Here is a 13,705-nt window from a genome sequence, read left to right as displayed (position 1 = left end):
GGAACGACATTCGCTGTACAATCACGGGCGTTGTGACCGATTCAGGAAACGCGAATCCTTCAAGCGGGGCAGCCGGCCATCGTCGAGAGATCGACTACGAGGCGCTGCTGGTGGCGGCGCAGACTGGCGACAAGCAGGCTATGGAACGCCTCTTGATGCGGGCACAGGAAGTGGCGTACCGGTTCAGTCTCCTCGTGTGCGGCCATGCCGACGACGCCGATGATGCCATGCAGGAGGCGTTGCTGAAGACCTATCGGTTCGCCAGCCAGATCAAGGATCCGGCGGCATTCCGCACGTGGCTGTACCGGACTGTGAAGAACGCGTGCCTGATCGGCCGGCGCAAGCGCGTGCACGAACCCGCACACATGGTGTCGCTCGACGAGTTGGCGGTCGGGCAGGACGGCTCGGTTCAGACGATGGACGTACCCGACAGCGGACCGAGGCCAGACGAGGTCGTGGCGAATTCGCGCCTGCGACGGACACTGCGGCGAGCGCTTCAGACGTTGTCCCCCGAGTTTCGGGTCATTGTCTTCTTGCGCGAAATCGAGGGGCTGTCCACCCGAGACGTCGCCACGGTCGTGGGCATTTCAGAAGCCAACGTCAAGACCAGGTTGCACCGAGCGCGGTTACTCTTGCGTCAACAACTGGAGGCGCGATGAAGTCCGTCCGATCGGATCGCTGTCGTGAATTGCTGGAGCGGGTGTCCCGTTACATCGATGGCGACCTGAGCGCCGCCGAGCGCCGGGCGTTGACGGCGCACCTTCGTCGCTGTCCGTGCTGTCACAGCCTGGAAGAGAGTCTGAGGCACACGGTGTCGCTCTGCCGGGACGCCAGCGCCACGCGTCTGCCGGCCGCCGTGCGGGCCAGAGCCAAGGCTCGTGTGGCGACGCTGCTGAATCCCTAGTTCCTGCCTACTCCATCCGGTAGGCCGCCAGCACCTTCATGTAGTTGGCGCGCTCGAACGCCGCCGGGCTTGGGCTCCGCTCAAGACTCATGCTGCCCAACGCCTGCTTGAGAGAGTGGTACTCGTGCTCTTCGAGCCACGTCCGCATCCCGTTCACCAGCGTCTTGATGTGTCCGGGGCCGTGTTGCAGCAGACTCGACACGACCTGCACGCCGCTCGCTCCCGCCATGACGGCCTTCAAGGCGTCCTCGGACGTGTGGATTCCGCCCGTCACCGCCAGCCGAGCCTTCGTGCGGCCAAACAACACGGCGAGCCACCTCAGCCGCAGGAGCAGATCATGGGAGTTCGACAGGTGGAGCGTCGGCACGGCTTCGAGCACGCTCATGTCGAAGTCGGGCTGGTAGAAGCGGTTGAAGAGCACCAGCGCATCCACACCCAGCGCGTCGAGCTTGACGGCGAGGTGCGAGACCGATGAGTAGAACGGCGAGAGCTTGACGGCAATCGGCAGCTTGACCGAACCCTTGACGGCCCGGACGATGTCGAGCAGCCGTTGTTCGACGGCGGCGCCGGGCTCGGACGGGTCAGCGGCCACGTGATACACGTTCAGTTCGAGCGCATTCGCGCCCGCCTGTTCGACCAGCGCGGCATAGTTGATCCAGCCCTCCGCCGTCGTGCCGTTCAGCGACGCGATGACCGGAATGTTCACCGCCTGCTTGATGAGGCGGATCTGTTCGAGGTACTGGTGCGGCCCGAGCCGGAACTGATCGGCCTGCGGGAAGTAGGACAGGGCTTCGGCATGGCTGTTGTTGACCAGCTCCATGTGGTACACCATGCCCTGCTGCTCGCGGGTGATCTGCTCCTCGAACAGCGAGTGCATGGTGATGGCCGCCGCGCCCGCGTCCTCGAGTTGCTTCACCACGTCGAGGTGGTCCACCAACGGTGAGGCGCCGGGCATGATCGGGTGCGGCAGGTTCAGTCCGAGATAGGTCGTCGACAGATCCATGTGGGCTCTCCAACGCCCGGCTCCCGATACGGGAGACCGGGCAGATGTGCAAGGCGATTACTGCTTGGTCACCGGGAACGCCAGCTTCGCCAGCTGCTCGTAGACACTGAAGCGCGTCGTGACCTCGTGCTGCGCAAGCGCCTGGAGCATCTTGTAACGGGCCGGGTCCATCTGTTCGACCACTCGGTACCGGCTTTCGTTGCCGGTGTACTTGACCAGGTCGATCTTCGGGGCCGGAGAATCCAGAACCAGCGGGCTCTCGCCGTTGGCTGCCCGCCTTGGGTCGAAGCGGTAGAGCGGCCAGTAGCCCGAATCCACGGCCAGTTTCTGTTGTTCGAGCCCGAGGGCCAGGTCGTAGCCGTGCGCGATGCAGTGGCTGTAGGCGATGATGATGGAGGGCCCGGGGTACGCGTCGGCTTCCTGGAACGCCCGCACCGTCTGGACGTCCTTCGCGCCGAAGGCCACATGGGCGACGTACGTATTGCCGTACGCCATCGCCATCATCCCGAGATCCTTCTTGCCCGTGGCCTTGCCGGCCGTCGCGAACTTGGCCGATGCCCCGATGGGGGTGGCCTTCGACTGCTGGCCGCCGGTATTGGAGTACACCTCGGTGTCGAGCACCAGGATGTTGACGTTCTTGCCCATCGCCAGCACGTGGTCGAGTCCGCCGTAGCCGATGTCGTAGGCCCAGCCGTCGCCTCCCACGATCCAGACGCTCTTGCGCACGAGGTAATCGGCGAGGTTCTGAAGCCAGCGCGCCTGATCGGAATTGATGTCCGACAGCTTCTGCTTGAGGATCACCACCCGCTTCCGCTGTTCGCTGATGCCTGCCTCGGACGACTGATCGGCCTTGAGCAGGTCGTCGACGAGCGACTCGCCAATCTGCGAGGCCATGCTCTTGAGCAGTTCCCGGCCCTGTTCGGCGTGCTTGTCGATCGCGAGGCGATAGCCGAAGCCGAACTCCGCGTTGTCCTCGAACAGCGAGTTCGACCAGGCCGGGCCGCGTCCGTTCCGGTCCACCGCGAAGGGCGTGGTCGGCAGGTTGCCGCCGTAGATGGACGAGCAGCCCGTCGCATTGGCCACGAGGGTCCGGTCACCGAACAACTGCGTGAGCAGCTTGACGTAGGGCGTTTCCCCGCACCCGACGCACGCGCCCGAATACTCGAAGAGCGGCTGGAGGAACATCGAGCCCTTTATGTCGGGCTTCACCTTGGTGCGGTCGACCTCCGGCAGATCAAGGAAGAACGCATAGTTCTCGCGCTCGCTGTCGCGGAGCGGCCGCTGCGGGTGCATGTCCAGCGACTTGTGCTTCGGGTTCGACTTGTCCTTGGCCGGGCAAACCGCCGCGCAGAGGGTGCAGCCGGTGCAATCCTCCGGCGCGATCTGGATGGTGTACTTCAAGCCCTTGAACTCGTTGCCCTTGAAATCCATCGTCTTGTACGTGGCCGGGGCGTTCTTCAGGCAGTCCGACTCGTACACCTTCGCGCGAATGGCGGCGTGCGGACAGACCAGGATGCACTTGTTGCACTGGATGCAGATCGACTCGTCCCACACCGGGATATCCTGCGCGATGTTCCGCTTCTCCCACTGTGCGGTGGCGGTCGGCCAGGTGCCATCCACCGGGAAGGCGCTGACCGGCAGCAGGTCGCCCTTGTTGGCGAGCATGACGGCCGTCACACGTTTCACGAAGTCGGGCGCCTTGTCGGAGACAACCGGCGGCATGGCGCGCGTGGCGGTGACGGCGGCGGGCACGTCAACCTTGTGGAGGTTTGCCAGGGTCTGATCGACCGCCGCGAAGTTCTTCCGCACCACCTCCGGCCCGCGTTTGCCGTAGGTCTTCTGGATCGCCTTCTTGATCTGCGCAATGGCCTCGTCGCGCGGCAGCACGCCGGAGATGGCGAAGAAGCAGGTCTGCATCACGGTGTTGATGCGCGAGCCCATGCCGGTCTCGCGCGCCACCTGATAGGCGTCGATCACGTAGAACGCCAGCTTCTTCTCGACGATGGCCTCCTGGACTTCCTTCGCGAGGTGGTCCCACGCTTCCTTCGGACCGAATGGGCTGTTCAACAGGAACGTGCCGCCCGGCGCGGCGTAGCAGAGCACGTCGTACCGGTCCATGAACTCGTACTGGTGACAGGCGACGAACCCGGCCTGCTTGACGAGGTACGAGGACCGGATCTGTTTCGGGCCAAACCGCAGGTGCGAGATGGTGATCGCGCCGGCCTTCTTCGAGTCGTACACGAAGTAGCCCTGGGCGTGGTTGTCGGTTTCCTCACCGATGATCTTGATGGAGTTCTTGTTGGCCCCCACCGTGCCGTCGGCGCCGAGACCGAAGAAGACGCTGCGTCGTACCGAATCCGGCTCGATGTCGAGGTCCATGTCGTACGGCAGCGACAGGTGCGTCACATCGTCCATGATGCCGATGGTGAAGTGGTTACGCGGTGTCGGCTGCGAGAGATTGTCGTAGACCGCCTTGACCATCGTCGGCGTGAATTCCTTCGACGAGAGTCCGTATCGTCCGCCCACCACTTTCGGGTCGGTCGTGAAGGCCGACAAGCCGGCATCGCGGGCCTCTCGCAGCGCGGTCACCACGTCGAGATAGAGCGGCTCGCCGATGGAGCCGGGTTCTTTCGTCCGGTCGAGCACGGAAATCGCCTTGACCGTGGCGGGCAGCGCCTTGACGAAGTGGGCGATCGAGAACGGCCGGAACAGCCGGACCTTGATGAGGCCGACCTTCTCGCCCCGTGCGTTGAGCCATTCGACGGCCTCGTGCGCCACTTCGGCGCCCGATCCCATCATGATGATGACGCGCTCGGCATGCGGGTCGCCGACGTACTCGAACAGCTGGTACTGGCGCCCGACGCGGGCCTCAAACGCGCGCATCGCGGCTTCAACGTGCCCCGGGCACGCGGTGTAGTACGAGTTGCAGGCCTCACGCGCCTGGAAGAACGCGTCGGGATTCTGGGCCGTGCCCCGCAGGACCGGGCGATCGGGTGTCAACGCCCTCTTCCGGTGCGCCGCAATCAGGTCGGCCGGCAGGAGCGCCAGCAGATCCTCGTTGGTCAGTTCTTCGATCTTGGCGACCTCGTGCGACGTGCGGAAGCCGTCGAAGAAGTGCAGGAACGGCACCCGGGCATGGAGGGTAGCCAACTGGCCGATGGCCGCGAAATCGTGCGCCTCCTGGACCGAGCCGGACGAGAGCAACCCGAATCCGGTCTGCCGGCACGCCATCACGTCGGAGTGGTCACCGAAGATCGACAGCGCGTGCGAGGCGACCGTGCGCGCCGACACGTGCATGCAGAACGAGGTCAGCTCACCGGCGATCTTGTACATGTTGGGGATCATCAGGAGCAGGCCCTGCGACGCCGTAAACGTCGTCGTCAGCGCGCCGGACTGGAGTGCGCCGTGGACGGCCCCGGCCGCGCCTCCCTCCGACTGCAGTTCGGCCACGAGCGGAATCGTGCCCCAGATGTTTGTCTTCCCCTTGGCGGACCATTCGTCAGACCATTCCCCCATGTTCGACGACGGCGTGATCGGGTAGATGGCGATGACTTCGTTGGTGCGATGCGCAACGGAGGCGACCGCCTCGTTGCCGTCGATCGTGATGTGCGCACGTGTCATGTGTTTCGTGTCTCCGGAATTGGTTCGAGCGCAGACTATCGGTGCCGACGTCACGGCCACACGATGTGCCTCGTCTCGGCGTCGGGTGCGAACTGCCGCTGGGGCCACACGTTGGATAGCGCCGCGAGGGTCAAGCGGGGGGAACTGAACAGACGCCCACGCCGGTGGCAAACCGCTCACCGATCTCCCTTAAAGCGTACTACGCTGGCGCGCCTTTGTGAAGTCCCGCGCGCGGCGGCGGAACCACGATCAATATTAAGTGCAATTAATCCCGACTTCATGTCCCCGACGGGGGACCGATCGTCTCATCGGATAGAACGAGCACGATGCCGAATGCGCGCGTGGCGGACCGCCGCGGCGACCATCATGGTTCGCGGGGCGGTCCGTCCTTCCGGGAAGACACACGTCATGGGAGCGAGGGTGTCATGGACATCCAGCAACGGGCCGTGGGAGACGTGGTCGTGTTGTCGATTCTGGGCGACATCACCATGACTGGAAGCGGAGTCCCTCGAGTGGCGGACACCGTTCGACGCGTCATTCAGGAAGGGCATACCCGTCTCGTGCTCGATCTCGGGCACGTGCGATATGTGGATAGCGCCGGGCTCGGGGATCTCGTCCAGGCGCAATCCGCCGCGCGGAACCGGAGCGCGGCCGTCAAGCTGGTCAACGTCAACAAGCGGCTCAACGATCTCCTGGTGTTGACGAAGCTCGTGACGGTGTTCGACTGCTTCGAGGACGAACCAGAGGCGTTGGCCAGCTTTGAGCAGGCAACCGTGCCCCATTGAGCGCCACCGGGCGTGCGCGGGTGCATGGCGCCAGACCGGGATGAACCGGCACCAGGAGGTGTTCAAGAGTGAACAGAGAGGTCACGGGCACCTCATCTGGCCAGTCCATCTCGAGAAGAGCCCGTCCCCGACGCGGTGCTCGAATTCCGCGTCGGACGAGCGCGTACGCGACCTCCGCGTCCGGCCGAGCCGACCCACCGCAGGCCAGGCTGATGATGATGCAGCCACTTGTTGCCCAGGGCGCACTCCCTGTATTGTGAGGGCGTGAAAGCGGGTTCCCGCAGGACTGTGGGCCAGCGTCCCGGCATCCGCCAACCAACGCGGGGTAGATGATGCGCGTCCTGGTGATTGAAGACGATCGGAAAGTTGCGAGCTTCATCCAGACCGGCCTGGAGCAGGAGGGCTACGCCGTCGACCTTCTTCACGACGGCGCCGGGGCCGGAGAGCAGGCTCGCACGATCGACTATGACGCGGTCGTACTCGACTTGATGCTGCCGGGCCGGTCCGGGTTCCAGGTGCTCCGCGACATCCGCGCGTGGAAGGCGTCACTTCCCGTGATCATTCTCTCGGCGAAAGACTCGCTGGACGATCGCGTGACGGGTCTGGATGCCGGCGCGGATGATTACATGACGAAGCCGTTTGCGCTGGCTGAGCTGTCGGCTCGCCTCCGGGCGCTGCTCAGGCGCGGAGAACCCAGGGAGAGCGTGTTGCGCGTCGCCGACCTCGAACTGGACACCGTTCGTCGGAGCGTGCGGCGAGGCGGAACCGCCATCGACCTGAAACCCAAGGAATACGCGCTCCTCGAGTTTCTGATGCAGCACGCCGATCGGCCGCTGCCGAAGACCCTGATCATCGAGCACGTCTGGGACATCCACTTCGACAGCATCAGCAACGTCGTCGAAGTGCACATCAATTCGCTGCGAAACAAGATTGACAGGGGATTCGCCGTTCCCCTGATTCGCACCATCCGCGGCGTGGGCTACATCCTCACCGATTCGCCGTCATGATCCTGTCGTTGCGCGCCCGGCTGGCGGCGATCTCCACGGTCGTGTTCGGGGTAGTGCTCGCGGCATTCAGCATCGGGTCCTATCAACTGCTGGACCGGTGGCTCGACGCCGACGTCACCGAACGCCTCACGCAATTGACAGACGGCCTTCACGGGTATCTGCAGTTGGGTGGCGACACCGCCTCGGTCGCATTCGATGCCAGCGACAACGACCAGGCGGCGTTTGTCCACGAGGCGACCAGGTACTTCCGGGTCTACGATGTCGAGACGGGGCGTCGTCTTGCGACGTCGAGCGGCTTTACGTCTCTCGGTCTCGAGCTGACTCCCGCCGAGGTCAGAGCGTTTCGCGCTCAGCCGACACGATTCGATGTCGAGACCGCGTATGGCCGGCTTCGCGTGGCCTCCAGCCTGAGGACGCTGCCGGGCCACGCCGCGTATCTCCTGCAGGTGGGAGTCCCCCTGGCCCCGATGGATGCCGCGTTGGGGCGCTATCGAGACCTGCTGCTCTGGCCCGTGCCGGCAGCGCTGCTCGCCGCCGCGTTCGGCGCGTGGTGGCTTTCCGGTGTAGCCTTGCGCCCCCTCTCGCGGATGGCTGGGGCAGCGCGACAGATCGACGTGACGACCCTCGATTACCGTCTGCCTGTTCGGGGAGCAGACGATGAACTCGATCGGGTCGCGTACGCGTTCAACGAGACTCTCGGCCGTCTGGAACACGCCGTCGGAGAAATGCGTCAGTTCAGCGCCGCGCTGGCGCACGAATTGCGCACGCCGCTGGCGGCGCTACGGGGCGAGATTGAGCTGGCCCTTCGGATTCCGGGCACGAGCGACGCACAGCAGCGCGTGTTGTCGAGCGAGATTGAGGAGATCGACAGGCTGACGCGATTGATCGATCAGATCCTGACTCTGGCCCGCGCCGAGGCTGGACAGATTCGACTGACGTTTGCGCCGGTCGATCTCGGAGATCTGGCAGCCTCTCTCGTTGAGCAGCTCGAACCGGTCGCTCAGGCGAGATCCATTTCGTTGAGCTGCGAGAAGTCAGGGATTGTGATCGTCGACGGAGACACCGGCTGGCTCCGGCGGCTGCTGCTGAACCTTCTTGGAAACGCCCTGAAGTTCACCGAGGAGGATGGCCGGGTGGTGGTGCGACTCTCCCGGCAGGCCGACATGGCCCGGATAGACGTGGAGGACTCCGGCATCGGTCTGTCGATCGAAGATGCTCCACATGTGTTCGAGCGCTTCTTTCGGGCCGATCGCGCCCGTTCGCCCGCGACTGAGGGTGCGGGACTCGGCCTCAGCCTGGTCAGATGGATTGCGGAACAACACCGCGGGACGGCGAGTGTCGAGAGCCGGCTCGGTGAAGGCTCCACGTTTACCGTCACGTTGCCAGTCGGTCGAGCCTGACCCCGGCCGCTGTCGCTCGACAGCCCCGGGGCGACCCCGGCGACGGCCCGTTGAGCGCCTTTCAGGCGCGCCGGCAGCGTCCATCCCGAATCACGAGAAAATTAAGCGCAATTAATCCTGGCTTAAGGCCCTGGCTCATCTGCCGGCCGTCTCATCAAGTAGACCGGCGCGATGATGAACGCGCCAGGAGGTGAGTTATGAGACTTCGCAGGTTACTCAGAGTCGTGGCAGTCGCACTCGTGGTCGTGGCAGGCAGTCGGCCGGCGCTCGCCCAGGAGCGGTACAATTTCCAGACGTCCTTCGATTTCGTGGCACGCGGTCAGACCTTCGTGGCTGGCTCGTACTCCCTCGTCGCGAACGGCACGCGCGATGTCCTCAATCTGGAGCCGATGAACGTGAAGAAGGCCGGCGTGCTCCTGCCGGTTGAGACGCGCATCTCCGAGCGCAAGGCCCTGACAGATGCGGAAGTGGTCTTTGACAAGCTCAACGGCAAACTCTACCTCTCTGAACTGCAGGTCCCCGGAGAGGACGGCTATCTGGTGCTCGTGACCAAGGCGAAACATACCCACGAGTCGGTGAAAAGCCCGCACGCCAAGAAGTAGCCTCTGCCTGCCCGGCCGGCGAACCAGACGCCCGGGGTCCGCCGGCCGACATCTACACGCCCCCCCCGTTGACGCCGCCAGGCGATGGACGAAGATGAGGAGTCGCCAGACTCCCACCGGTCAGTCGGCCCGCTTCCTGATTGAAATGGACGTGCTATGATCGGCCATTCGGTCGCTCGGGATGCACGGGCGCATTTCGGCATTGGGGCACGCAGGAGTGAGGAATGTCCGACACGAACCGGGAGACGTTGCTGAGGAAGAGGATGGAACTCCTGTCGCAGGGAGGCATCCGACCCCTCCAGGCGTCGATTGAGACCAACTCGCGACAGGGCGATCTCGCCGATCAGGCGGATGGCAACAACGAAGTCCACATTCAGCTGAAGCTGAAACAGACCGACGCGAAGATCCTGCAGGCGATCGAAGAGGCGCTGGTCAGGCTCGACAAGGGGACGTACGGCGTGTGCCGGGACTGCGGGGAGCCCATTTCGGCGCCAAGGTTGAGCGCGATTCCCTGGACCCGTGTCTGCATCGGCTGCAAGGAAAAGCAGAACTCGTGAAGCCGACGGATTTGGTCACCGTGCTGCGGGACGTCTGCCGGGACAAACTGGCGTTGATGCGCCGTCACGAGCGGGCTGCGCAGATGGTCTCGAGCTATGACTTCAACAACACCTATCAGCAGGTGATCGGGCGGGAAGAAACCCACCTGTGCTGGCTGAGGGCGGCGCTCAGCGATGCGGGTGAGCCGTTCGACGCCGACGTAACGGTTCCCGACGTGCCGGTGCCTGCCAAAGGCGAAGCGGGCGCACGGGTGCTGTTCGAGGCGGACGTGGCGGCCGAGCGCGATTTCGTCGCGCGCTGGCGGCCTCGCGTGCTGGCGATCACCCATGCGCGTCACCGGAAGATGCTCGACCTGATGCTGGGTGAGGCGGTTGAACATCAGCGCTTTTTCGAACTGGCGGCGACCGGCCGGAACGACCTGCTCGGCCGCAGACCCGACACCACCGGGACCGGCGGCGGCGTATTGTCGACCCGCTGGATCGGTTAACCCGGTCGCGTGCCCGTGGAGCGCGTCGCGATAGCGCTCGGCAGCAACCTCGGCGAGCGGAGAGCGCATCTCCGACACGCCATCGTCCTGCTGCGACGCGAACTGTCCGACATGATCGTCTCGGATCTGGTCGAGACCGAACCGGTCGGCGTCGAGCCACAACCCCGGTTTCTGAATGGCGCGTTGACGGGGGTTTGCGCCCTCGACGCGCGATCGCTGCTCGAGCGCCTGCTCGCCATCGAACAGGCGTGCGGCCGACATCGGCCCCATCCTGGCGCGCCCAGGACGCTCGACCTGGATCTGATCTTGTTTGGCGCTCGGATTGTCGACGAGACCGGGCTGTCGGTGCCGCACCCGCGGTTTCGGGAGCGCGAATTCGTGCTGCGGCCCCTGGCCCAGATCGCACCCGACATGAGTGACCCGACAACGGGACTGACGGTCGGCCAGCTGTACGAGCGGTGGAAGGAGCATCACGCGTGCGCATCGCCATAGTCCAACATCGGGCCGGACCAGACCTGACCGCCAACGTCGCGAGAGGACTCGAGGCGGTCGCAGAGGCGGCCTCGGGCGGCGCGAGACTGGTGGCGTTTCCGGAGTTGGCGTTCACACCCTTCTTCCCATGCTGTCGCCCCGGCGGACCGGTTCCGGCAGCGCTGGGGGAGACGGTGCCAGGCCCCACCACTGACGCGTTCTCCAGCCTCGCCGCAAGACTGGGGGTCGTCGTCGTGCTCAATCTCTATGAGCGTGAGCAGGATCGGGCCTATGACAGTTCGCCCGTGATTGATGCTGATGGCCGGCTACTGGGCACCACCCGGATGCTGCACATTGCGCAGATGCCCCGCTTCTTTGAGCAGGACTATTACACGCCTGGCGACCACGGCATGCCCGTGTACGACACGGCCGCCGGGAGAATTGGCGTGGCGATCTGCTACGACCGGCACTATCCGGAAGTGATGCGGAGCCTGGCGCTGCACGGCGCCGATCTTGTCGTGGTGCCGCAGGCCGGGATGGTGGGGGAGTGGCCCGACGGACTGTACGAAGCTGAGTTGCGGGTGGCGGCGTTCCAGAACGGCTATTTCACGGCGCTCGCCAATCGCGTCGGTGCCGAGCCGGATATGGAATTTGCGGGGGAGTCGTTTGTCTGTGATCCGGCCGGGCGGGTGACCGCGCGGGCGGCGGCCGGGGAAGAGGTCATACTGTATGCTGAGGTGGACTACTCGACGTTGGCTGACTGCCACGCGCGGAAGCTGTTCTTGAGGGACAGGCGCGCGGACCTCATCCCGAATCTTCTGATGCCGAATCCCGAACCCCGCTTGCCACGCCGAAGCTGATGGAGTGAGACGTCAGCGAAGGCGGGAATCCCCGGATTGATATGGCCAGAGGCTGGGAAAGCAAGTCTGTTGAATCGCAGCAGGAAGAGGCCGCGCGAGGCCGCGCCGAAAAGAGAGATCGACCGCTGTCCGAGGAGGAACGCGCCCGCTCCACGCGTCGCGCGACGCTGGAACTTGCGCGGAAAAGGACAGCGGCCGATCTGACCGACGCCACGGCGCCCGCCCGGCGGCTGATGCTGGAGCGGGCGCTCGCGGCGCTCGATGCTGAACTGAAGGCGCTCGACGGTTAGCCCTTCTTGAAGACGACCGTGCGCGTGTTGGTCCCGCGCGCCGTCACGACCTTGAGCGTGCCGTCGGTCTCGAGACTGCGCGTCTCGGTGACGTCAACGGTATTCTCGCCCATCGTCTGCTGGTACTTGGTGACCAGCTTGGGGCCGTCCCAGTTCGTCTTGCTCTTCACGTCGCCACCGCGACCCGCATTGGAGCTCTCGCTGCCGTCCAGCTTGTAGACGGTCTTCTGCGTGCCCTGGCCCGTTGTGCGCTCAATGGTGAGTTCGGTGGGCGTCTGGGTGATCGTGATCTGCTGGGGGTTAGCTGCACCACCACCACGGCCGGCCGGAGCCGGATCACTCTTCTCCATGTCCTGGATCCACTTGCCCGAGAAGTCGATCTTCGGGGCCTGGGCAAACGAGGGGACCGCCAATGCGACGGCCAGGAGAATCGCGAGAAATGCAAACCTTCTTGTCATGTTGCCGTTACTCCTTGTGGTTGACGTGACGTTACTCGAACCTCAGTGCTTCAATCGGGTCGAGCTTGGCGGCCTTGGTGGCCGGATAGAATCCAAAGAAGATGCCGGTGATAGCCGAAAAGGCAAAGGCCAGCACGATCGAATCGGGCGAAATCGCCGTGGGATACGCCCACACCTGCGTGACGATCTTGGCCAGCCCGAATCCACACGCGATGCCTATCCCGCCGCCAAACAGGCTCAAGACGACGGCCTCTACCAGGAATTGCATAAGGACGTCCCGACCCTTGGCGCCGATGGCCATCCGAAGGCCAATCTCGCGCGTGCGCTCCGTAACCGACACCAGCATGATGTTCATGATGCCGATGCCGCCGACCAGCAGCGACACGCCTGCGATCCCCGACAGCAGAGCCGTCATGGTCCTGGTCGTCTCGGTGCGCATGGCCGTCATCTCTTCGAGCGTGCGGAGCATGAAGTCGTCGTTGTCGCCCGGGAAGATGTTGTGACGCGTCCGCATCAAGGTCTCCACGCGGCTTTTCACCAGCGGCACCTCGTCGGCTGAGGTGGCCGAGATGGTCATGTTCTGGATGTGCTGGATTCCCATCAATTTCTTCTGGCACGTGGTGTACGGGATCAGGATGCTGTCATCCTGGTCGTCGCCGCCGGTACTGGCGCCCTTGCTGGTCATCACGCCAATCACTCTGAATGGCTGGTTCTTGATCCTGATGATCTGGCCGGTGGGATCCGCCTCCTCGCCGAACAGATTGTTCGATACGGTCGACCCGAGCACCGCCACCTTGGCCGAACTGGTGACATCCTGCTGACCGAAAAATGCCCCGTACTTGACGGCCCAGGAGCGGATCTGCGGCCACTCGACATCGATGCCATTGATGCGCGTCTGCCAGTTCTGATTGGCGGCGACGACCGTCTGCCGCGTGTTGACGCCCACCGACATATACTGGATGCCAGATACCTCGTTGCGAATCGCTGCGGCATCCTCGAGCGTCAGGGTCTGGGCCGCACCTGATCCCTGGCGCACGCCGCCCATCGAGAAATTACCGGCGTACACGTTGATCAAATTCGTGCCGGCCGCCTGGATCGACGTCTCGATGCCCTCCTGCGCGCCCCTGCCGAGGGCCACCATCGCGATGACGGCCGCGACGCCGATGATCATGCCGAGCATGGTCAGCGCCGTCCGCATCTTGTTGCGTCCGAGCGCCTTGAAGGCCACCCGGAAAATCATGAACAATCGCATCATGGTG

Annotated in this window: 15 protein-coding genes; 11 read left to right on the top strand and 4 right to left on the bottom strand. The window is 64.3% G+C overall.

From position 1 onward, the window contains the following. Window positions 1-32 precede the first annotated feature (32 nt). Window positions 33-659, top strand: coding sequence for an RNA polymerase sigma factor (locus NTV05_09150; GenBank protein MCX6544567.1), 627 nt, complete (start codon window positions 33-35; stop codon window positions 657-659). After that, on the top strand, window positions 656-904 hold the full coding sequence (locus NTV05_09145) for a zf-HC2 domain-containing protein (protein MCX6544566.1): 249 nt from the start codon (window positions 656-658) through the stop codon (window positions 902-904). Before NTV05_09150 ends, NTV05_09145 begins: the two co-directional genes overlap by 4 nt. A 7-nt stretch (window positions 905-911) precedes the next feature. On the opposite strand, the gene NTV05_09140 is transcribed toward NTV05_09145, so the two are convergent. Together NTV05_09140 and nifJ are read right to left on the bottom strand one after the other, a co-directional pair. Next, window positions 912-1,907: a dihydroorotate dehydrogenase-like protein gene (locus NTV05_09140; protein ID MCX6544565.1), complete on the bottom strand. Its 996-nt coding sequence runs from the start codon at window positions 1,905-1,907 to the stop codon at window positions 912-914. 57 nt (window positions 1,908-1,964) lie between these two features. Continuing rightward, a complete protein-coding gene (nifJ, locus tag NTV05_09135; protein MCX6544564.1) occupies window positions 1,965-5,528 on the bottom strand; it encodes a pyruvate:ferredoxin (flavodoxin) oxidoreductase in 3,564 nt (1,187 codons plus the stop codon). 425 nt (window positions 5,529-5,953) lie between these two features. Here nifJ and NTV05_09130 point away from each other — a divergent pair, with 425 nt between their 5' ends. The 9 genes from NTV05_09130 (at window position 5,954) to NTV05_09090 (ending at window position 11,988) form a co-directional block, all read left to right on the top strand. Then, entirely contained in the window at window positions 5,954-6,313 is a 360-nt protein-coding gene (locus NTV05_09130; GenBank protein MCX6544563.1) for an STAS domain-containing protein, read from the top strand. 332 nt (window positions 6,314-6,645) lie between these two features. After that, window positions 6,646-7,320 (top strand): response regulator transcription factor, encoded by a 675-nt coding sequence (locus NTV05_09125; protein ID MCX6544562.1) that lies wholly within the window; start codon window positions 6,646-6,648, stop codon window positions 7,318-7,320. Beyond that, window positions 7,317-8,720: a heavy metal sensor histidine kinase gene (locus NTV05_09120; protein MCX6544561.1), complete on the top strand. Its 1,404-nt coding sequence runs from the start codon at window positions 7,317-7,319 to the stop codon at window positions 8,718-8,720. Before NTV05_09125 ends, NTV05_09120 begins: the two co-directional genes overlap by 4 nt. Window positions 8,721-8,917: 197 nt before the next feature. Further along, a complete protein-coding gene (locus NTV05_09115) occupies window positions 8,918-9,322 on the top strand; it encodes a hypothetical protein (protein MCX6544560.1) in 405 nt (134 codons plus the stop codon). 224 nt (window positions 9,323-9,546) lie between these two features. Further along, entirely contained in the window at window positions 9,547-9,879 is a 333-nt protein-coding gene (locus NTV05_09110; protein MCX6544559.1) for a TraR/DksA C4-type zinc finger protein, read from the top strand. A gap of 11 nt (window positions 9,880-9,890) precedes the next feature. Then, entirely contained in the window at window positions 9,891-10,367 is a 477-nt protein-coding gene (locus NTV05_09105; protein ID MCX6544558.1) for a ferritin-like domain-containing protein, read from the top strand. 9 nt (window positions 10,368-10,376) lie between these two features. Beyond that, window positions 10,377-10,859, top strand: a complete 483-nt coding sequence (folK, locus tag NTV05_09100; GenBank protein MCX6544557.1) for a 2-amino-4-hydroxy-6-hydroxymethyldihydropteridine diphosphokinase — start codon at window positions 10,377-10,379, stop codon at window positions 10,857-10,859. After that, window positions 10,844-11,698, top strand: coding sequence for a carbon-nitrogen hydrolase family protein (locus NTV05_09095; GenBank protein ID MCX6544556.1), 855 nt, complete (start codon window positions 10,844-10,846; stop codon window positions 11,696-11,698). Before folK ends, NTV05_09095 begins: the two co-directional genes overlap by 16 nt. Window positions 11,699-11,739: 41 nt before the next feature. Then, on the top strand, window positions 11,740-11,988 hold the full coding sequence (locus NTV05_09090) for a hypothetical protein (protein MCX6544555.1): 249 nt from the start codon (window positions 11,740-11,742) through the stop codon (window positions 11,986-11,988). Here the strand turns inward: NTV05_09090 and NTV05_09085 are convergent. Then, on the bottom strand, window positions 11,985-12,446 hold the full coding sequence (locus tag NTV05_09085) for a hypothetical protein (GenBank protein MCX6544554.1): 462 nt from the start codon (window positions 12,444-12,446) through the stop codon (window positions 11,985-11,987). The two genes, NTV05_09090 and NTV05_09085, sit on opposite strands and share 4 nt — an antisense overlap. 31 nt (window positions 12,447-12,477) lie before the next feature. Next, a complete protein-coding gene (locus NTV05_09080; protein MCX6544553.1) occupies window positions 12,478-13,698 on the bottom strand; it encodes an ABC transporter permease in 1,221 nt (406 codons plus the stop codon). Window positions 13,699-13,705 lie beyond the last annotated feature (7 nt).

This window comes from Acidobacteriota bacterium (assembly GCA_026393755.1).
Lineage (GTDB): Bacteria > Acidobacteriota > Vicinamibacteria > Vicinamibacterales > JAKQTR01 > JBAXOX01.
Note: the sequence above shows the minus strand (reverse complement) of the source record. Positions and strands in the feature narration are given on the sequence as shown.